12 protein-coding genes are annotated in these 20,595 nt (G+C 43.8%); 7 read left to right on the top strand and 5 right to left on the bottom strand.

The annotated features are described in order from the left end of the window. Positions 1 to 56: 56 nt before the first annotated feature. Positions 57 to 2,531, top strand: coding sequence for a bifunctional glycoside hydrolase family 9 protein/polysaccharide deacetylase (locus G563_RS0113700; RefSeq protein WP_028665813.1), 2,475 nt, complete (start codon positions 57 to 59; stop codon positions 2,529 to 2,531). A 378-nt stretch (positions 2,532 to 2,909) separates the two neighbouring features. Here G563_RS0113700 and fucP read toward each other — a convergent pair whose 3' ends face one another. From fucP to G563_RS0113680, 4 genes are all read right to left on the bottom strand, one after another. Continuing rightward, the gene (gene fucP / locus G563_RS0113695; RefSeq protein ID WP_028665812.1) at positions 2,910 to 4,130 is read right to left on the bottom strand and encodes an L-fucose:H+ symporter permease; all 1,221 of its coding nucleotides are present in this window, start codon (positions 4,128 to 4,130) and stop codon (positions 2,910 to 2,912) included. 89 nt (positions 4,131 to 4,219) lie between these two features. Next, positions 4,220 to 5,008: an L-fucose dehydrogenase gene (locus G563_RS0113690; protein ID WP_028665811.1), complete on the bottom strand. Its 789-nt coding sequence runs from the start codon at positions 5,006 to 5,008 to the stop codon at positions 4,220 to 4,222. Between the two features lie 47 nt (positions 5,009 to 5,055). Further along, complete coding sequence (locus tag G563_RS0113685; RefSeq protein ID WP_028665810.1) at positions 5,056 to 6,078, bottom strand: radical SAM/SPASM domain-containing protein; 1,023 nt, start codon at positions 6,076 to 6,078, stop codon at positions 5,056 to 5,058. A gap of 100 nt (positions 6,079 to 6,178) precedes the next feature. Further along, on the bottom strand, positions 6,179 to 7,105 hold the full coding sequence (locus tag G563_RS0113680) for a sugar phosphate isomerase/epimerase family protein (RefSeq protein ID WP_028665809.1): 927 nt from the start codon (positions 7,103 to 7,105) through the stop codon (positions 6,179 to 6,181). A 150-nt stretch (positions 7,106 to 7,255) separates the two neighbouring features. Between G563_RS0113680 and G563_RS34695 the strand changes: the two genes are divergently transcribed. Continuing rightward, a complete protein-coding gene (locus tag G563_RS34695; protein ID WP_037326836.1) occupies positions 7,256 to 8,467 on the top strand; it encodes a DUF418 domain-containing protein in 1,212 nt (403 codons plus the stop codon). Here the strand turns inward: G563_RS34695 and G563_RS34690 are convergent. Further along, positions 8,457 to 11,504 carry an SdrD B-like domain-containing protein gene (locus tag G563_RS34690; protein ID WP_084650854.1) on the bottom strand — a complete coding sequence of 1,016 codons (3,048 nt, stop codon included), beginning with the start codon at positions 11,502 to 11,504 and terminating at the stop codon, positions 8,457 to 8,459. The two genes, G563_RS34695 and G563_RS34690, sit on opposite strands and share 11 nt — an antisense overlap. A gap of 791 nt (positions 11,505 to 12,295) precedes the next feature. Here G563_RS34690 and G563_RS0113665 point away from each other — a divergent pair. From G563_RS0113665 to G563_RS0113635, 5 genes are all read left to right on the top strand, one after another. Next, complete coding sequence (locus G563_RS0113665) at positions 12,296 to 12,841, top strand: GNAT family N-acetyltransferase (protein ID WP_028665808.1); 546 nt, start codon at positions 12,296 to 12,298, stop codon at positions 12,839 to 12,841. Between the two features lie 94 nt (positions 12,842 to 12,935). After that, positions 12,936 to 13,376: an SsrA-binding protein SmpB gene (gene smpB, locus G563_RS0113660; protein WP_028665807.1), complete on the top strand. Its 441-nt coding sequence runs from the start codon at positions 12,936 to 12,938 to the stop codon at positions 13,374 to 13,376. Positions 13,377 to 13,861: 485 nt separating this feature from the next. Further along, a complete protein-coding gene (gene metG / locus G563_RS0113650; RefSeq protein ID WP_037326834.1) occupies positions 13,862 to 15,916 on the top strand; it encodes a methionine--tRNA ligase in 2,055 nt (684 codons plus the stop codon). 200 nt (positions 15,917 to 16,116) lie between these two features. Continuing rightward, a complete protein-coding gene (locus tag G563_RS0113640) occupies positions 16,117 to 17,520 on the top strand; it encodes a Gfo/Idh/MocA family protein (protein ID WP_028665804.1) in 1,404 nt (467 codons plus the stop codon). Between the two features lie 161 nt (positions 17,521 to 17,681). Then, on the top strand, positions 17,682 to 20,438 hold the full coding sequence (locus G563_RS0113635) for a DUF1553 domain-containing protein (protein ID WP_037326832.1): 2,757 nt from the start codon (positions 17,682 to 17,684) through the stop codon (positions 20,436 to 20,438). Positions 20,439 to 20,595: the final 157 nt, after the last annotated feature.

The raw sequence follows: 20,595 nt of genomic DNA, 5'->3' as shown, positions 1-20,595 counted from the left end.
TTTTGTAACTATTTTTGAAGCTTACCAATTTTGGTGAGCTTTTACTTTTTTTGATAATGAAGCCAATTCTATTCTTCCGAGCAGTCATTTTGCTTTTTTGTATCTCTACCCACCTCAACGCCCAACAATCGTGGATACGTATCAATCAGCTTGGCTACTTGCCACAATCCACAAAAGTGGCCGTTTGGGTAAGCAAAGAAGAGGTAAAAGTGGCTGATTTCGAGCTATGTGACGCTCTTACCGACCGTGTGGTATTGAAGTCAAAAGCCGTTAAACCTTTCGGAGCTTATGCGGCTTTCAAATCAAGTTATCGACTCAATTTCTCAAATTTTACCAAAGTAGGTGGTTATTATCTCAAAGCTGCGGGAGTACGTTCTCCTGTTTTTAGGATTGAAAAGGATGTATATGACGGAACGGCCGATTTTGTGTTAAAATACATGCGTCAACAGCGGAGTGGTTACAATCCTTTTTTGAAAGACTCTTGTCACCGTCAAGACGGTTATGTGATTTATCATCCTGATTCCACCCAAAATGGCAAGTTTATGGATGCGTCGGGTGGGTGGCATGATGCTTCGGATTATCTTCAATATGTGACCACTTCGGCCAATGCGACTTATCAATTGCTTTTTGCTTATCAACAAAATCCCGAGGCATTTGGCGATAGCCACGATGCCGCAGGTCATCCTACCCCCAATGGCATTCCTGATATTTTGGATGAGGCCAAGTGGGGCTTGGATTGGTTGGTAAAGATGAATCCCGCCAAAGATGTGATGTTTAACCAAATCGCCGATGACCGCGACCACGCAGGTATGCGCTTGCCCACCAAAGATTCGGTGGTGTACAATCGCCAATGGGGCTTGGGAAGGCCCGTGTATATGGTAACAGGGAAGCCACAGGGGCTTTTTAAGTACAAAAACCGCACCACCGGCGTGGCTTCTACAGCCGGAAAATACGCCTCAGCCTTTGCATTAGGAAGTCAACTTTTGTCGAAATATTACCCTGATTTTTCTAAAAAAATACGTCAAAAAGCACTAGACGCTTACGATTTTGGAAAACGGTTTCCGGGAGTATGCCAAACAGCCCCGGGGCGTGCTCCTTATTTTTATGAAGAAGACAATTATGTAGATGACATGGAGCTGGCGGCGGTGCAGTTGTACCAACTCAACTCATCGACCCAAACCTATCTCAATGATGCTATTAGTTTTGGAAAAGCCGAGCCTACTACCCCGTGGATGGGCGCGGATACTGCCAAGCATTATCAATGGTATCCTTTTGTCAATTTGGGACATTATTTGTTGTCAAAAAATAATCCGACTTTTCGTCAATTCATGAAAGACGGGATTGAGAAAGTAAAAACACGTGGACAAAACAACCCTTTCTTGAATGGAATACCTTTCATTTGGTGTTCAAACAACCTGACAGTAGGGATTTTGACTCAGTTGCATCTGTACCGTAGCCTTACCAAAGACCGTCAGTACGAAGAACTGGAGGCTGCCATGCGTGATTGGCTTTTTGGGTGTAATCCGTGGGGTACAAGCATGATTTGTGGCCTTCCCGAAGGGGGCGATTGGCCCGTTGACCCCCATTCTTCTTTTACACATTTGTATCAATATCGCATCGATGGAGGCTTGATAGATGGCCCTATTTATGGAAGTATTTTTGGCAAACTTATTGGCATTACTTTATACAAGCCAGACGAATACGCTGATTTTCAGTCAAAACTGGTAGTGTATCATGATGATTATGGGGACTATTCTACCAACGAGCCTACCATGGATGGCACGGCGAGTTTGAGCTATATACTGTCGGCTTACCAAAAAGAAGGCAATCACTTGCGGGCCAAGCATAAAAAAGAACAAGCAGGAGCAATTATCCAAATGGATACTACCCAAAAGCGGGTGTTTCTCTCTTTTACAGGGCATGAGTTTGCGGAAGGAACAATCAACATCTTAAAAACCCTCAAACAGCATCATGTAAAAGCTTCTTTTTTTCTGACGGGCGATTTTCTACGAAATCCTGCTTATCAATCTTACGTGCAACAAATGCATCGTGAGGGGCATTATGTGGGAATGCACTCCGACAAGCATTTGCTTTATTGTGACTGGAACAAACGCGATTCGTTGCTGATTAGCCAAGAGCAGTTTGAAAAAGATATCCAAGCCAATGCTGCCGAACTAAGACGTGTGGGGATTGAGCCTGCAAAGGCGTCTATTTTTATGCCTCCTTATGAATGGTATAATGCCTCTATCAACGATTGGGCGCGAAATATGGGTTTGAAGCTCGTTAATTTTACCCCAAAGATTGGTACAAACGCCGATTATACTTGGCCCGAATTGCCCAACTATCGCAGTAGCGAGCAACTACTCCAACGTTTTTGGCAGTACGAATCTTCTTCATCTAATAAGCTCAATGGGGCGATTGTATTGATTCATTTGGGTACTGACCCGCGCCGCAAAGATAAGTTTTATGACAAGCTGCCGCAGATTCTACAACAATTGAAGGCAAAAGGCTATCAGTTTGGCAGGTTTTGAAAAGAGTGCAAGAATTTGAAAAAGGTATTTATCGCTATTAAATGATTAACAGCAAAAAAACGCTTCCTGCCTCTCCTCTTTCGATGCCCTCATCACGGCAGAAGGGGAGAAAATAGCGCAGTTTAAATTGCATAAAAAAGGGCTTGATGCAGGGGTTGTAATAAAAATGAGTATAGCACTTGAAATAGCATAGGAGGTAAGAGATGCTAAGAAAAATATCATCCTGATTTATTTTAGATTTTGCCTGCTAGGGATTTTACGGTAAAAAGCTTTGATTTTCCTCTCGCCTTAAATTAAAATAGGCTGATTGCGTTGGTTGCAATCAGCCTATTTTGTGTGCTTTTAGGCTACTGTGATTAAACCAAAAAGCTGACGTGATTAGTTTTTAGGCTTAGAAAAAACGAGACCAAAAAGCAAAATCACCACATAACAAATGATAGGCATAAGGTATGATTGGGCTACGTCGATATCGGCTACTTTTCCCATGATAGGAGGAAAAACGGCGCCACCTACTACCCCCATCACGATATAAGAAGAGGCTTGTGGTTTGAGAGGACCCAAGTTGCGTAAGCCTAGTCCAAAGATAGTGGGGAACATGATACTCATAAAGAAATTGAGCATCATCAAAGCGATAAACGACGTCCAGCCCCAAGTTTGAGAAATAATCAAACACATGACGATGTTGGCACCTGCAAAAATCGCCAAAAGGATATTGGGTTTGATAAACCGCATCAAGAAAGTACCCACTGCGCGTCCTGCCAAGAGCAATACCATGCTGAAAGCAAAGTAATAGCCTGCTTTTTCGTCGGTCATATCAGGAATGTATTTGACGGCGTAATTGATAAAAAACGCCCAAGTTGCTCCTTGTGCTGCTACGTTGAAAAACTGCGCAATCGCCGCCCAAATAAAGTGACGATGAGCAAACAAGCCTTTTTGAGGCATAGCCGAGGCCGCTTCATCGGTTTCTGATGCTTCGGACGTGAGAGGAGGTACTTTAATAAACGAAAAAGAAATCGCTACTGCCGCTACCACCGCGCCAATTACGATATAAAGATACTTGACAGGAGCCAAATCGGCTACTACATCGCCCGTTGGTACATTGCGAAGCATGATATATGAGCCTAATACAGGTCCAATGATGGCACCTACACCATTGAAAGTTTGTGAAAGATTGATACGTTGCTCAGAGGTCTCTTCATGACCGAGGGCGGCAGAGAAAGGGTGAGCGACGGTTTCGAGAGTAGCCAAGCCACAGGCTAGCACAAACAACGCTAAACGGAAAAAATCGAAAGATTGGGCTTCGGCGGCGGGGTAAAACATAAAAGCCCCGATGGCATATAAGGCCAATCCCAAAAGAACGCCGTTTTTATAGCCATATTTTTTCATGAACAATCCTGCTGGAATCCCCATGACAAAATAGGCCCCAAAGATAGAAAACTGAACCAAACCCGAATCGGCAATGGAAACATTCAAGACCGTCTGAAACCGTCGGTTGAGCAAGTCGCCCATGGTGATAGCAACACCCCATAGCAAAAAAAGACTGGTCACAAAGACGTAGGTCGGGACGTATTTGGCGGTAAGTAAAGGCGCTTTTTTCATTATCAAAATGGAAATTTGAAAGGTTTAGGGTTGATTGAAAAGTAGGAGACACAAAGCCTTTCCAAGGTTTCGAGCCTTGGAAAGGAAGGCTAATGTTTGATAATAGACCTATCCAAATGGACATATCCACCATCTACATGAATCAATTGCCCCGTGGTATGGCTTGATTTGCTAGAGAGTAGAAACGTGACCATGTTGGCAATTTCGTCGGGAGAAGTCATGCGGTTTTCAAACGGAATCCGACTATTGATTTCGTTGAGGGTTTCTTCAGGATTGGGAAGGGTTTTAATCCACTTTTCGTAAAGAGGTGTCCAAGATTCGGCCACAATGAGCGCATTGACTCTGATACCATACTTGAGCAATTCGACCGCCCACTCGCGAGTGAGGGCATTGCGAGCGCCGTTGGAAGCAGCATAAGCGGAGGTATTGCCTTGGCCAGTTTCGGCTACTTTGGAGCTTACATTCACGATAGGCCCTTTGGTTTTGATGAGATAAGGCAGGGCGTGATGAGCCAACAAATAATAATGTACCACATTTTTGTGAAGCGAAGCCATGAAAGCCTCGTAGCTACCATTTTCGAGCCCTACACCATCGTTGACACCTGCGTTGTTAACGAGACCGTCGATTCTCCCAAAACGCTCTACGGTAAGGCGAACGGCCTTTTCGCATTCGGCGGGGTCGGTAAGCTCGGCTTCGATACCATACGCCATTCCGCCTAGGGCTTCGATTTTGTCGATAACGACTTGGTTGTCGGCAGCACTACGGCCAATGATGACCGGAATCGCTTCTTCTACGGCCAACGTACGGGCAATCGCTTCGCCAATTCCTTTGGCACCACCCGTCACAATAATTACTTTTTCTCTAAGGTTTAGATTCACTTTTTCAGAAAATATATTGGTTTGAAAAATAACTGTGCTTTACAATTTTATGCCCATACTTGGGTGCCTTCGGTGCAGTTTTTACACATTTCGATTTCGGAGCGTGAGCGTATCAATGATTGTCTAAAATTGCGATAAGCTTCGCTTTGCCAGAGGTGCTGAAAAGAGGTCTCCGAAACATCACCTAAGCGATAATGAGCATCTTTGTCGAAACAGCAAGGTACCACTTTTCCGTCCCAAGTAATGACGCACGAATGCCACATTTTCCAACAATGCCCATCCATGCTATTTTTGATTTGATAGCTTCCGTCGGCTTGTTGGGCGTAGCGAGAATATTTGTCAATGGTCGGAATGAGCGGGTCGCCTTGCTCATAATCATAGATTTGGGCGGTTTTGAGGCCAAGTTCATCTACTCCGATTTCGTTTGCCAATTTTTTTACATCCTCAATTTGGTGCTCATTGGGCCGAACCACCAAAAACTGAAATACCACGTGTGGCGTTTTTGATTTGAGCAATCGCTTCCATTTGATGATATTGCGCGTCCCGTCGAGTACTTTTTCGAGTTTGCCGCCTACTCTATATTGCTGATACACATCTTGCGTAGTACCATCGATTGAGACAATAAGTCGGTCGAGGCCACTTTCTACCGTGCGGCGCGCTATGGCATCGCTGAGGTAGTGGGCGTTGGTAGAAGTAGCAGTGTAGATTCCTTTTTGGGAAGCATATTTTACGAGTTCCAAAAACTTAGGATGTAAGTAAGGCTCGCCTTGAAAATAAAAGATAAGGTACAACAACGAATCGGCTAACTCATTGATAGTTTTCTTGAAAAGTGTTTCTTCGAGCATACCTGTAGGTCGCGTAAAAGAGCGTAGTCCACTGGGGCACTCGGGGCAGCGAAGGTTGCAGGAAGTGGTTGGTTCAAAAGAAATACTCATAGGTAGGCCACGATGAATGGCTTTACCCGTAAATTTTGATTCATAAAAACTATAAATTACTTTGAGGGCATTCCAAATACGCTTGCGAGTGAGTTTGGAAAAAAAATTAAGCCCATCATTAAAGTTTCGATTCATCGGCAGGAGTGGAAATAAAAACTTTCCGAAAGGTAACATATCTTTCGGAAAGTTGGTGATAAGTGGGAGAGTTTAGCCCGTATGATTGTTGAGCGGTTGGCTATCCTAAGTATTGGCGGAGGTAGTTGCGACTGGTCAAAATCGCCGATTTTACATCCTCGATACTTCCTTCGTAAGCTTTGTCTTCTACTTCTATACATACTGGCCCACGGTAGCGTACATCGGTAAGAGCCGCAAAAAATTTACCCCAGTTGACATCGCCAAGGCCAGGTAGCTTAGGGCTGTGGTATTCCAAAGGATTTGCCATGATGCCTACGCGGTTGAGTTTGTCTTTATACACCTTGGCGTCTTTGAGGTGGATATGATGCAGGCGTTCTTTGTAATCATAGATGGGTTTGGCTTCGTCCATCATCTGCCAAATCATGTGCGACGGGTCGTAGTTGAGCCCCAAAGCTCGGCTAGGAATGATTTCAAACATACGGTCCCAAATAGCGGGCGTAGTGGCTAGGTTTTTGCCGCCGGGCCATTCGTCATTGGTAAAAAACATCGGACAGTTTTCGATACCAATTTTGATATTATGCTCTTCGGCTATTTTGATGATGCTAGGCCATACCTCCCCAAAAGTCTTGAGGTTGTCGGTGATATTTTTGGAAGGGTCGCGGCCAATAAAGGTATTGACATTGTGCAATCCCAAGCGAGCTGCTGCTTTGATGAGTTGCTTGATATGTTCTTGATAAAAGCTCGCTTTGTCGGTATCAGGGTCGAGTGGGTTTGGATAATAGCCTAATCCTGAGATAAAAACGCCTTTTTCTTTAGCATAATGTATTAGATAATGAGCATAACTTGTATCCGTCAAAACGCGGTCTACGTCGATGTGAGTAACCCCTGCGTACCGACGAGCATCGGCGTTGTTGGTAGGCCAGCACATGATTTCTACGCAAGAAAATCCATGATTGGCGGCAAAATCTATCACGTGTTCATAGCCAAAATCGGCTAAAATGGCGCTTACAAATCCAAGTTTTAACATGTCTAAGGTTGATTTTTGAATTGGGTTGCAACTTACTAAAAACCGTTTGGAGAAATTGTAATATTCCCGAAAAAACGAAATAAGCATAAGGGAAAAAAATGCATCGATTGTCTTTGGTTTAAAACATACAAGCCATTAACAACAAAACCTATGAAAACAAATACAGCTGCTGCGGCTACGGAGCGTTTATTGATAGTAGATGGTCTACGAGGATTTGCCCTTTTCGGGATTTTGATTGCTCATATTACGTATTGGTTCAATGCCGGCCCTATGCCGGATGGTATCATCCAAAAATTTGACGGTATTCCTTTTCAAATTGCTGCGACTTTCGAAGGGATTTTTGTCTCAGGCAAATTTTATACTTTCTTTTCTTTTTTGTTTGGCTTGAGCTTTGCTCTTCAGATGAAAAGCCGTGATTTTACGATGGTGCGTTTTGGATGGCGGTTGTGTTTATTGGGGCTGATTGGATTGATACACAGTTTGCATTGGAGGGGCGATATTTTGAGTATTTATTTTGTAGTAGGTCTGGTGATGATACCCCTGCGACGACTAACGGACAAATGGCTGGTAGTACTGGCTTTTTTGTTGATACTTAATCTACCAAGCCGTATTCGAGAAGTATATCATTTGACAAAACCTATCGCTGAAGCAAGTCCTCAGCAGCGAAAAATAGAAGAGGCTCAGGCCCGTCAATATTGGGATATGCTAAAAAGCGGAAATTATGGGGAATTGATAAAATCTAATATTCCAGCGATTGCCACCAAGTTTGATTTCCAGTTTGACAGCGGTAGGATCTATATTACCTTAGGCTATTTCTTATTAGGGCTATTGGCGGGGCGTCGCCGATGGTTTGCTGATTTGAATGAGAATCGTTCTTTTTTTAGAAGGTGGCTTAAAATAAGCGGTTGGGCTACTTTGGGGATTATTGCCGTGGCGGTTCCGTTTGGGTTGATGTTTGGACAAGGTCCACCCAAACCTTGGTTCAACATAGTGATGGGTGCCCTTTTTGACGCTCACAGTATGTTTTTGACATTTTTCTATATCACTGGCATGACATTGCTTTTGCAAAAGAAAAGTTGGGCGAGTCTGCTCCAACACTTCTCAGTGATTGGCAAACTCGCCCTTACTTCTTATTTGGGACAAACCTTGATCGGAATTGTGCTTTTCTACGGACTAGGTTTCAATCTTTTAGGAGAAATCAATCCTTGGATATGCTTGCTGTTGACTTTTCCAGTTTATGGCTTGCAAGTGGTGTTTAGCCATTGGTGGCTTTCCAAATTTTACTATGGCCCTGTCGAATGGCTCTGGCGGTCGCTTACTTATGGGCGTTGGCAGCCCATGAGGCGGGTGGCTATATCTTGATTTTTTTGACTGTGAAAGGAAAACAATGCGCCGTCGGACAGAAACACTCCTCAATCACGACGATAGGGCAACAAGTTTCGGTAGGGCATTCCTTTTCGGCGATTTCGACGGTGTATTCGCCAGGGGATGTTACTTCCAGAGAAGCGCTGTTGGCATTTTCTATTCTTTCTCCATCTTTGAACCATTGATAAGTATTGTATCCAGATGGGGCTTGAATCAATACTTTTTCTTGCCGTGCGGTACAAAGTGGAATCGGAATACTGACGCAGGCGGTTGCATAGTCATTTTCGGTTTTAGAAAAATTGCCTGGAGTAGAATTGGGGTCATTGCCGAAAGCACCGATGATTTCGGCTTCATTACAAAGTAATCCATGCGCAAATCCGCCGTTTCCGTTTATCGCCACCGTTAGGGTAAGAGTATCCTGCTGCCCTGCTAGCAGTTTGAGAGGCCCCCAAAGATGTGTAGTAGAGTTGTAAGTACCTTGAGAAGCTACGGCCGAGAGAAGCGTAAAGTTTTGTAGTAAAGTATCGGCCACCATGACACTATCGGCGGTACCTTCTAGGGCATCGTTTCGTACTATCAACTGAAATATTGCAGTATCGCCAATAGCTCTTACACAATTACCCAGAATTATTTTTTGTAGTCCCAAATCAATGTCAGGAATTTCGAGGGCTTTTAAGGTAAGACCAAAATCAATACTGAAATTGGTTTGGGCATTTTCTCCCGTAAAAATCTTTGCTACTATCTGCGACGAATCAGCGTCGTACTCGGCATCGGAGTCTCTTAAGTGGCTCAGGGCATCGCCTTTCACTTTTAGCGGCGCGACGTTGAGGGTATCTTTCAATTTGACAAAATAATTTGCAACGCTAAATGCTTTTAAAGTAGGTGTTGGTGGTGCTGGTGAAAGCAAAGAGGAAGGAATTTCTTGGTTAAGGTCAATCCTTACTTCATATGGATTATTTCTTTTAAGCCCCCCAGCTACGTTTTGGTCGTTGAAATAATACTGACCTCCATTGGAAGTAGTATCTCTAGCTACTTCTACTCCCTCATTTTGCATATCATGTAAGGTAATGATTACGTTGTCGAGTAGTCCTTCGTTGGCTTCTTGAATACCGTCTCCGTTGGTGTCATACCATAATATATTGCCGATTTCGAGCGGTGCACTTTCACAGATTCCGGCCAAATCGCCCACTCCGCCCGATTTTCCTAATGAGCCAGGATTGTTAGCATACACTGCAAAAGCCCTTTTACGTTTTCCTGTTTTGGTATCAAAAGCCACAAAGCCGGTAGCTAGGTAGGTAGCATGTAGTGGGTCAAGAGCTGAAATGAGGACTTCTTGTTGTCCTGCAATTTTGAAAAGCCCCCCATTAGTAATTTCAGCGTGACCTACATCTCCGTTGCCATTGAGCCAATAATCTTCACAAAAGAATTCCCCTCCTCCTGGGCCGGAGTCACTGTCAACTCCACATCCAACGAGGGTTCCAGAATGTGCATTGTTTTCGAGTTCGTAGGAACCATCACCTCGGCGTTGGGCACGTACCAAATCTCCACTCATAAATCCATAATAATCGAGTGTATCATCTACCGCGATACCGGGCTGAGCTTGACCCGTCTGTAGACCAAGTCTATCCATAAAAGCTAAAATGAGGGAGCCATCATCATCAAATTCAATATCGGAAAGGATAGCTTGCGGATAAACAGCAAAAGCAGCCACAGGGTCAGGAGAGCCGTTGGGATAGTTGCACTGTTTAGGGAAAATATTGGTCCAAGGTTTCCACGACTTGATTGTATCACAGCCTTGTGTATTATCAATAGGTCCACGAGGATAACCCAAATCAAACTGGAATATATTTCTATAAGTAGTGGTTTTGGGATTGAACTCATAGACAGCGGCTTTCAAATCTGCTATTTTTTGGGAAGTCTCGGCGGTACATACGACTCCTAAGTACAGCTTTCCGCGATAATATTTGAGTCCCCAAGGCACATATTCATTGTTGGAGCAGTCGGGATGAGGAATATCAAAAGAGGTAGTTTTGGCTTCTTCAGCACTAGCAGGTGCGGCGAGTGGTTTCCCTACCAAAAAACTGTAAAGCTTTTGGTCATAAAGATTGATTACATAAAGGGTATCTTGATTAGCTGAAAATTGGGAGCCACCTATTCCTATTTTTCCCGCTTTATGAAAAGCCAATGAGTCGCGGCTAAATTCGGTTTTGTTAGCTGGTAAAATATTGACACCAGTCGAATCAATATGAGGGTCGGGGCCAGTGTCGATACCGATGGTCTTAACATCTAAAAAATTAGAGACTTGATTGGTTTTAAGGTCAATCGAATAGTATCCTCCTGTACCTAAGGGACCTAGTCCGACGTGTCTTCGAGTAATAGCCGCCACCAACAACAGATTTGAAGAACGCTGATAGGCTGCAATCCAAGTGGCACCGATGGTTTTGGCCGTGGCCAGTTTTTGCATCGACAGGTCATCTTCTCCAGCCAAGCCCGATGCAGTATAATCAAATACCACTAGGGCAGGGTCTGGGCCTGCGGTGCCATCTTTGAGGGGATCTCCCATGGCATAGCAGGCAGTTACGATTTTGACTTCACTGCCTGCACGACAAAATTCATCATCATTGAAGATACCAAGGTCAATCTGGGTAGCGGGAGCTTGTATAAACCTTACCTCTGTACCATTTTGAGGTCCTACGAGCGATACAAAAAAAGTAGGAGGAAAATCAGAGAATTCGATGCGGGCAAGGGTACCAGGGGGAACTTGAGTATCATTAAACTCATAACGCCCACTAGAATCAGTGAAAGCGACGAGAGGAGTAGAATTGCCAACAATAAAGAGTTGGACTTTTACGTCCGAAATTCCCATTTCAATTGGATTTTCGAGGGTGCGGGTTCCACTGGCATCAAAATCGCCATAGACCATTCCAGAAACTTGAGCTTTGATAGAAAGGTGTAGCCCTAAAGAGAGAATGAACAAACATGTGCTAGCCCACACCTTAGGAGAGGCAGAGAGCCATTGTAGAGGTAATCTCATTGCTTTAGATAATTAACGTTTGAGTAATAGGGTTAAGTGCCGCTGGCTAAAATGGCTGGATAAGGTTATTTTTTAACCAGTGCTAATACATTGAACTTTGGTTTATTGTAACTAAATGAAATACTAAGTCTGTATTCGCAGATACAAACCATTCCCATTCCTTGCTTTAGGAAGGTATGTTTAAAAAAGCAAATGTTTTTTAGGCACTACATTAAGTGCAAGTAGGGCAAACTAGCTTGAGAAGATGATATCAGCACGTATAAATACAGATCATCACTCCTTAAATAACTTTAGCAAAATTTTTTCAATCTGTTAGGTTGTCTATTCGACATATATTAAAAGTCAAATATCCTGCCACATACGTTAAATAGTGAGAAATTGAAGTTAAAAAACTGAAGTAATTTGTATGTGCTTGATTTTTAGTGGTTTTTAAGGAAGAAAAAGCGGGAGAGGAATATACTTATAATAAAATAAATATACCAAAAGAAAACAAATATGGCATAATATAGTTATCCTGAAAAGACCACAAAAATGATGCCAATTTTAGTTTTAATGTGTTGATTTTAAACGCGATAATAAAGTTACGTTTAAACTTGAATTAATGAATAGAATTTATAAAACAAAGAAAATAATAAACATAAAGATGCTGTAGAAATACGATTAGTCTAGTAGCGAGATATAATATTTTTTAAGAATTTTATTAAAAAGTGGAAAAGTTTTGTTTGTATTGATTATTAAACTGTTTATGATAAAACAGTTATTTGAAAAGAATCTTACTGTACCTATAAAAGATGTCTAATTTGGTAGTGTTTAATCTCCGTCGCTGGCAACCTGGCGATGAAGCCTCACTCGTAAAATATGCCAATAACTATGATATTTGGCGCAACGTGAGGGATGTATTTCCATATCCTTATACTCACGCAGATGCGCAAGATTGGATACACTTTTGTGAAAAAGAAAAACAGCCAACGGTATTTGCGATAGAGGTGGCGGGGGAGGCCGTGGGAGGTATCGGGATTGTGTTGGGCAAAGATATTTACCGTTGTAATGCTGAGATTGGATATTGGCTTGGGCAGCCTTTTTGGGGAAAGGGTATCATGACCCAAGCCGTCATAGAAGTGACCGCTTACGCTTTCAGACAGTTTCCGGTACAGAGGATATTTGCGGGTATATTTGACTACAATTTGCCTTCTATGAAAGTACTTCAAAAAGCTGGTTATGAAAGAGAGGCTATCTTGAAAAAATCGTTGTGTAAAGAACAAAACTTATACGATGAGCATATATATACTACTTTTAGACCAAAAAAGCCAAAGACCGAACCTACCTCGACTTCTTAATAGTGTCTGAAATTTAGTACCTTTGCAGCCCTTTTGTGAACCTATTTCACCCAAAAACGTTCCCCTGTTTACCTGTAAACCAAGAAGGTAAGAAATGAGTAAAAATATTAATATCAGTAATCGCCGCGCTTCGTTTGAGTACTTTTTTTTGGAGACTTACACGGCAGGCGTTGTATTGACAGGCACCGAAATCAAATCGATTCGTGAAGGAAAAGTTAATTTGACGGATGCTTACTGTATCTTCCAAGATGGGGAGCTGTTAGTCCATCATTTGCATATTTCTCCTTACGAAAAAGGTACATATGCTAATCATAATCCGACTCGTGACCGCAAGCTTTTACTGCAAAAGCGCGAACTCAAAAAACTGGCTTCTAAACTCAAAGACCAGGGGCTGACTATTATTCCGACGCGTCTTTTTATCAATGAGAAAGGCTTAGCCAAAATTGATATAGCCCTTGCCAAAGGTAAAAAACTCTACGACAAACGCGAAACCATCAAAGAACGAGACATCAAACGCAGTCGTGACGAATCGTAGAGGCAGACGTAGGGGCAGGCCTTGCGTCTGCCCCTACGTCTGCCCCAATTTGTGTTTGCCCAACAATGGTGAAAAAAATGTGTTTGGGTCAATCCTCGCGTTTGCCCAAAAATGGTAATAAAAATGCGGTAGGGGCAGGCCTCGCGTCTGCCCCAATTTGCGTTTGCCCACACGTCTGCCCCAATTTGTGTCTACCCGAAAATGGTAATAAAAATGCGGTAGGGGCAGACATAACAATAGGTGTAGGGACAAATGCAAGACTTGGGACAGACGCAAGGCCTGGGCAAATGCAAGGCCTGGGGCAAATGCAAGACTTGGGGCAGACGCAAGGCCTGGGGCAGACGCAAGGCCTGGGACAAATGCAAGGCCTGGGGCAGACGCAAGGCCTGCCCCTACCGTTATTATGTTGTTCTTAATAAAATTTTCCATTCTCCATTCCCATACTATTTTACTAATTTTGCCCCTCAAATTTGATAAAATACATCATGAGTAAAAGATACACCGTCACGGCGGCCTTGATTTATGCCAACGGACCTATTCATATTGGCCATTTGGCGGGATGTTATGTTCCTGCCGATATTTATGTACGGTATTTAAGAGCTAAAGGCGCAGAGGTAGCTTTTGTGAGTGGTACCGATGAGCACGGTGTCCCGATTACGATTCGTGCCAAAAAAGAAGGACTTACCCCTCAAGCCGTAGTTGATAAATACTACACCCAAATCAAACAGTCGTTTGCCGATTTTGGGATTTCTTTTGACGTATATTCTCGAACTAGTTTGCCTGTTCATCATGAGACTTCTCAAGCGTTTTTCAAGACTATTTACGACAAAGACGGTTTTGTAGAAGAAACAAGCGAGCAGTATTATGATGAAGTAGCGCAGCAGTTTTTGGCCGACCGCTACATCATCGGTACTTGCCCCGTCTGTGCTAATCCCAATGCCTATGGCGACCAATGCGAGCGCTGCGGTACTGCTCTTAGTCCATTGGAATTGAAAGAACCTCATTCGACGCTCTCAGGCTCAAAACCTGTACTGAAATCTACCAAAAACTGGTACTTGCCATTGGATAGAATGCAGCCTGAAATTGACAAATATGTAGGTAGCCATACCGAATGGAAAACCAATGTATTTGGACAATGCCAATCGTGGCTCAAAGAAGGCTTGCGTCCTCGCGCCATGACGCGTGACCTAGATTGGGGAATCAAAGTCCCCTTACCCGATACCGACGGCAAAGTGCTTTATGTATGGTTTGAGGCTCCGATTGGATATATTTCGGCTACCAAAGATTGGTTAATCCAGAAAAATGGCACTGATGCGGGCTGGGAAACTTGGTGGAAAGACCAAGATACCGAATTAGTACACTTTATTGGAAAAGACAATATCGTGTTCCATTGCATTATCTTCCCTGCAACACTCATGGCCGAAGGTAGTTATATTTTGCCCTCCAATGTTCCCGCCAACGAGTTTATGAACTTGGAAGGAGATAAAATCTCTACCTCGCGCAATTGGGCGGTGTGGTTGCATGAATATTTGGAAGAACTCCCTGGCAAGCAAGATGTACTGCGGTATGTGCTCACCGCCAATGCTCCCGAAACCAAAGACAGTGAGTTTACGTGGAAAGATTTTCAGACCCGTAACAATAGCGAATTGGTGGCGATATACGGCAATTTTGTCAATCGGGCGGTGGTGTTGACTCACAAATATTGCGATGGTAAAGTGCCGGCGCGTGGCGAATTGACGGAGTTTGACCAAGAAACGCTCGCTAGCCTTGCCGATTTTCCTGCCAAAATCGCCGAAGCCGTCGAAAACTATCGTTTCCGCGAGGGGTTGGCATTGTTGATGGATTTGGCTCGTCTTGGCAACAAATACCTAGCCGAAACCCAACCTTGGCAAGTCATCAAAACCGACGCTGAGCGTGTCAATACCATCATGAACATTGCTTTGCAAATTGCGGCCAATTTGTCGATTGTTTCTGAACCATTTTTGCCTTTTACCGCCGAAAAATTGCAGCAACAATTAGGTCTCAATGCCAATGACAAAGGCGTGTGGCAGAGCGCGGGCAGGGCTGATTTACTACCCGACGGAGCCGTGATTGGAGAAGCTTTTTTATTGTTTGAAAAAATTGAAGATTCGGTTATTGAAAAACAAATTCAGAAACTACACGACGCAAAGAAAATGAACGAATTAGCCACCAAATCGGTACCTGCTTTGAAGCCAACTGTTCAGTTTGATGATTTCTCGAAACTAGATCTGCGGATTGGGACTATTTTGGAAGCTGAAAAAGTGCCTAAAAGTGATAAGTTGTTGAAGTTTTTGGTAGATGATGGCTTCGAAAAACGCACTATCTTGAGTGGTATCGCCAAGCATTTTACACCTGAGGAAATGATAGGCCGTCAAGTGACGTTCATCGCCAATCTCGCACCTCGCAAAATTATGGGGCAAGAATCCAATGGTATGATTTTGATGGCCGAAGACCGCGACGGAAGCTTGTCGCTCTTGCAGCCTCATAAAGAAGTATGGGCGGGTGCTTCAATTTCGTAAATGAAAACATACTCTATATTAAAGTTTACATATACTAAAAAGGGGGATTGGTTAAAAACCAATTTCCCTTTTTTTATTTCTTAAAAAAATTTATTAATTTGCTTGCTCAATGCAATAATTGTCACTTTAGTCTCAGCGATAGCATCGTTGTTACCTGAGTACCAAACCCAATCTAAACTTTCAAACCTTTTTTGCCACACATGAAAAATTTCTTAGAACGCCGTTCATTTCTGAAAGCAACGGCTGCGATTGGTTCAGCTTTAGGGCTGCCTTTTGTTTCTAATGCCCACAACAATTCTATTGAAGCCCAAATACAACGCGCCAACGAAGCCCCAAAACCAGCGGGAAAATCGGTGATTGGGCTTAAAACTCCCCCGATTCCACAAGTGCGAGTGGCTTTTATTGGAGTTGGTAATCGTGGCTCAGGGCACGTCAAGCTTGTACATGCCTGCGGTGCGAAGGCCAAAATCGTGGCCGTTTGCGATATTCAGGAACGTTATACCAGCCGTACCAAGCAGTGGCTTGAGTCAAAAGGTGTCAACGATGTGGCCTACTATCATTCTAAAGTTGATGCGTGGAAAGAAATGTGCCGCCGCGACGACATCGACCTTGTCATTATCGCCACGCCTTGGGAAGACCACGTACCGATGTGTGTCTATGCGATGCAGCAAGGTAAGCACGCTGCTACTGAAGTACCCGCCGCTTACACACTCGAAGACTGTTGGAAATTGGTAAATACGGCCGAGCAAACTCAGAAAAACTGCATGATGCTCGAAAACGTTTGCTATGGCGACGAAGAATTATGGCTTCTTAATATGGCTCAACAAGGTGTTTTTGGAACACTCACTTACGCCGAATGCGGGTATATTCACGATTTGAGAGATTTGTTGTTTTCAAAAACTACTTATTATAACCAATGGCGCATCCGTCATAATCTGACCCGTGACGGAAACCTCTATCCCATGCACGGTTTGGGGCCAGTGTCTCAGTACCTAAACATCGACCGTGGCGACCGCTTCAATCACCTTGTCTCGATGAGTAGCTTGGAAGCAAGCCTCAGCGAAGATTCTACTAGCATGACTGACCCTTCCAACGAATTTCATGGAAAGAAAGGCTTCAAGCACGGTGATATGAACAATACCCTCATCAAAACGCATCTGGGACGTACAATATTGGTACAGCATGATGTAGTTACGGCTCGTCCATACAGTCGTATCAATATGCTTGCAGGTACCAAAGCCTTTCATATGGGCTACCCAAGCCAATTTTCGAAAAAAGGCCAAGGACATGGTTTCTTGAAAGAAGATGAGTACAAGGCTTTGAGGGAGCAATATAAGCACCCTATTTGGAATAAAATGAAGGAGGAAATCGAGAAAAACGGCGGTCATGGAGGTATGGACTTCGTGTTGATTTATCGTCTTATCGATTGCTTCAATCGAGGTACTGCCCTTGATATGGATGTATATGATGCGGCCTCTTGGTCGTCGGTGACGCCACTTTCTGCTCTTTCTATTCAAGGCGGCAACGCGCCTGTCAAGTTTCCAGATTTTACCCGTGGACGTTGGAAAGAAGACCGTAAATTAGGAATTCTGGTAAATGTTTAGCCTTTGTAAAAGGTAAATTTGGTGATTTTCTGCGTTTTATAGTTAAATCACAGTTGTATTGGTACACAATCTGAGGTGTCTATGGTGGTTCATAATTTTATCAACCTTCATAGGCACTTTGTGTTGGTACTTTTTAGAGATACACTCACACCTCCAAAATCATGACTTTCTTAAATAAAGCTTTACTTATAGCTACCGCAGCTCTGGTTTTAGGGTATGGCTACCATACTTTGAGTGGCAATGAGGTGGATTTTAATACCCAAGTCAAGCCCATTATCAACAAAAAATGCATGGCTTGTCACGGTGGGGTCAAAAAAGCAGGAGGCTTTAGCCTTCTTTTTGAAGAAGAGGCTTTGGCCAAAACCAAATCAGGAAAGCCTGCCATTGTACCTGGCGATGCGGATGCCTCAGCCTTTATCACTTGCCTTACCACCTCTGACCCCGACAAAAGAATGCCCAAAAAAGGCGACCCTCTGAGTGAAGAAGAAATAGAAATCTTGACCGATTGGGTCAATCAGGGCGCAAAATGGGGCAAGCATTGGGCCTACGAAACCGTTCAAAAACAAGAAGTCCCCAAGCCTTCTTGGTGGAAAAAACTAACCGGCGATAGTATTTGGGCCAAAACCGACATTGATTATTTTGTGGAAGAAAAATCCAAAAAAGAAGAACTCAAACACGCCCCCGAGGCCGACCGTGCTACTTTATTACGCAGGGTAAGCTTAGATTTGACAGGACTTACCCCTACCGAAAAACAATACAAGCAATTTTTGAACGATAAGTCGCCCAAAGCTTATGAGACCTTCGTCGATTCTTTGCTCAAATCTCCTGCTTTTGGCGAAAAATGGGCGGCGATGTGGTTGGATTTGGCCCGCTATGCCGATTCAAAAGGCTATGAAAAAGACGATGCGCGCAATATTTGGCGCTATCGGGATTGGGTCATCAAGGCGTTTAACAATGATATGCCTTACGACCAATTTATCACCGAACAATTGGCGGGAGATTTGTTGCCCAAACCTACCGAAGATCAACTGATTGCGACGGCCTTTCACCGCAATACCATGAACAATGACGAAGGCGGTACCGACGACGAAGAGTTTAGGGTTTCGGCGGTATTTGACCGGGTAAGTACCAATTGGGTAGCCTTCAATAGTACGACTTTTGCGTGTGTGCAGTGCCACAGTCATCCATACGACCCTTTCAAGCATGAGGAGTTTTATAAATACATGGCGTTTTTCAACAATACGCGCGACGAAGATGTGATGGACGAATCGGGGCATTTGCGTTTTTTTGAAGAAAACGACCAGAAAAAATTAGACGACCTAGCGGCGTGGCTTAAAACCAATGTGTCGGAAAAGAAATCTGAACAGGTGGTGCATTTTCTACGAACCGTCGAGCCACGAATTTATGCGCACCATTTTGATAGTTTTCAGAAAGGCACTTCGGAGCCAAGCTCTTATATGGGAATGCAAAATGGCGGGAGCTGTCGGCTCAAAAACGCGCCCGTAGTAGGTAAAACCCGAATGCTAATTTCGTATGTTACGGCTCAAAAAGGGGGAAGTATTGAAATCAAAACCGACAGTCTGAACGGCCCCACTTTGGCCGTAGTAAAACTTGATACGGCAAGAGGGCGGAATTTTTGGAATGGCCTGACGCTCCTTAAATGGGTTAATCTTCCCACTTTTAATACGCGTAAAGACCTTCATTTTATTTTCCGAAATCCCAACCTAGAAACCGAGACCCAAGATGTATGTTTGATGAATTGGGTGATGTTTTTGGAGGAAGATTTGGCCGGAAAAGGCAAAGAAGGCTATGAGAAACAGCTGCAAAACTTCAATGATTTGCTGTTGGCTAAAACTGAAAATGTACCTATTATGCTCGAAAATCCGGCTGATTTGAAGCGCACTACGCGAATTTTTGAGCGAGGGAGTATGTTTTCGCCCACCAAAGCCGTGGAGCCTGATGTGCCTAAATCATTGCATCCTTTTCCCAAAAATGCCCCGCGCAATCGACTAGGATTAGCGCAGTGGATTACGGACAAACAAAATCCACTTACTGCCCGTACGATGGTAAATCGAGTATGGGAGCAATTGTTTGGGGTGGGGCTAGTCGAAACCCTCGAAGACATGGGAACGCAAGGTTTTGCCCCTACACATCAAGAATTGCTGGACTTTTTGTCGTACCAATTTATGAATGATTTTAAATGGCAACTCAAACCTTTGCTCAAAGAAATCGTCATGTCGGCTACTTACCGTCAAGATTCGCGGGTGAGTGATGAGCTACGCACCAAAGACCCCGCCAATCGGTTTTTGGCACGGGGGCCTCGCGTACGTCTCTCAGGCGAACAAGTGCGCGACCAAGCCTTGATTGTCAGCAATTTGCTAAGTCGTAAAATGTACGGCAAACCCGTAATGCCTTATCAGCCACAAGGTGTATGGCAGGCGGTATATAGCAGTGCGAAGTGGCAACTCAGCTCGGGCGAAGATGCTTATCGTCGGGCGATTTATACTTATATCAGAAGGTCGAGCCCGTATCCGAGTATGCTTACTTTTGATGGCTCCACGCGTGATGTATGTTTGGCGCGGCGTATCCGTACCAATACTCCCTTGCAAGCATTGGTGACGCTCAATGATTCGGCTTTTGTTGAAATATCGCAGCAGTTTGCCCGTAGAATGGAGTTTGAAGGAGGAAAAACGCTTCCCTCACGCCTACAAAAAGGCTATTGGTGGATGACAGGGCGCAGTTTGCCCCACTCAAAGCAACAGATTTTTGAAAAGCTCTACCAAGAAGCGTTGGTGCGATTCCGAAAAGACCCCAAAAAACAGGAAGATTGGATGTGTAATACGGACGCCGAAACGGCGGCTTTGGCAGTAGTCGCCAATATCATGCTCAATATGGATGAGTTTATTACAAAAGAATAGCCTAACCCTGCCAACGTTTTTTTTTGAACGTTGGCAGGGTTTTACGATGGAGTTTATTATGAAAAATAAGCCTAACCCTGCCAACGTTTTTTGGGAACGTTGGCAGGGTTTTATGTTGGAGTTTATTGTGAAAGAATAAGCTCAACCCTGCCAACGT

Origin of the sequence: Runella zeae DSM 19591 (assembly GCF_000423565.1) — a bacterium.
Lineage (GTDB): Bacteria > Bacteroidota > Bacteroidia > Cytophagales > Spirosomataceae > Runella > Runella zeae.
Note: the sequence above shows the minus strand (reverse complement) of the source record. Positions and strands in the feature narration are given on the sequence as shown.

Coding starts and splice junctions, on each gene's coding strand:
- G563_RS0113700 (WP_028665813.1), top strand. CDS start 57: ATGAAGCCAATTCTATTCTTCCGAGCAGTCATTTTGCTTTTTTGTATC.
- fucP (WP_028665812.1), bottom strand. CDS start 4,130: ATGAAAAAAGCGCCTTTACTTACCGCCAAATACGTCCCGACCTACGTC.
- G563_RS0113685 (WP_028665810.1), bottom strand. CDS start 6,078: ATGAATCGAAACTTTAATGATGGGCTTAATTTTTTTTCCAAACTCACT.
- G563_RS0113680 (WP_028665809.1), bottom strand. CDS start 7,105: ATGTTAAAACTTGGATTTGTAAGCGCCATTTTAGCCGATTTTGGCTAT.
- G563_RS34695 (WP_037326836.1), top strand. CDS start 7,256: ATGAAAACAAATACAGCTGCTGCGGCTACGGAGCGTTTATTGATAGTA.
- G563_RS34690 (WP_084650854.1), bottom strand. CDS start 11,504: ATGAGATTACCTCTACAATGGCTCTCTGCCTCTCCTAAGGTGTGGGCT.
- G563_RS0113665 (WP_028665808.1), top strand. CDS start 12,296: ATGTCTAATTTGGTAGTGTTTAATCTCCGTCGCTGGCAACCTGGCGAT.
- smpB (WP_028665807.1), top strand. CDS start 12,936: ATGAGTAAAAATATTAATATCAGTAATCGCCGCGCTTCGTTTGAGTAC.
- metG (WP_037326834.1), top strand. CDS start 13,862: ATGAGTAAAAGATACACCGTCACGGCGGCCTTGATTTATGCCAACGGA.
- G563_RS0113640 (WP_028665804.1), top strand. CDS start 16,117: ATGAAAAATTTCTTAGAACGCCGTTCATTTCTGAAAGCAACGGCTGCG.
- G563_RS0113635 (WP_037326832.1), top strand. CDS start 17,682: ATGACTTTCTTAAATAAAGCTTTACTTATAGCTACCGCAGCTCTGGTT.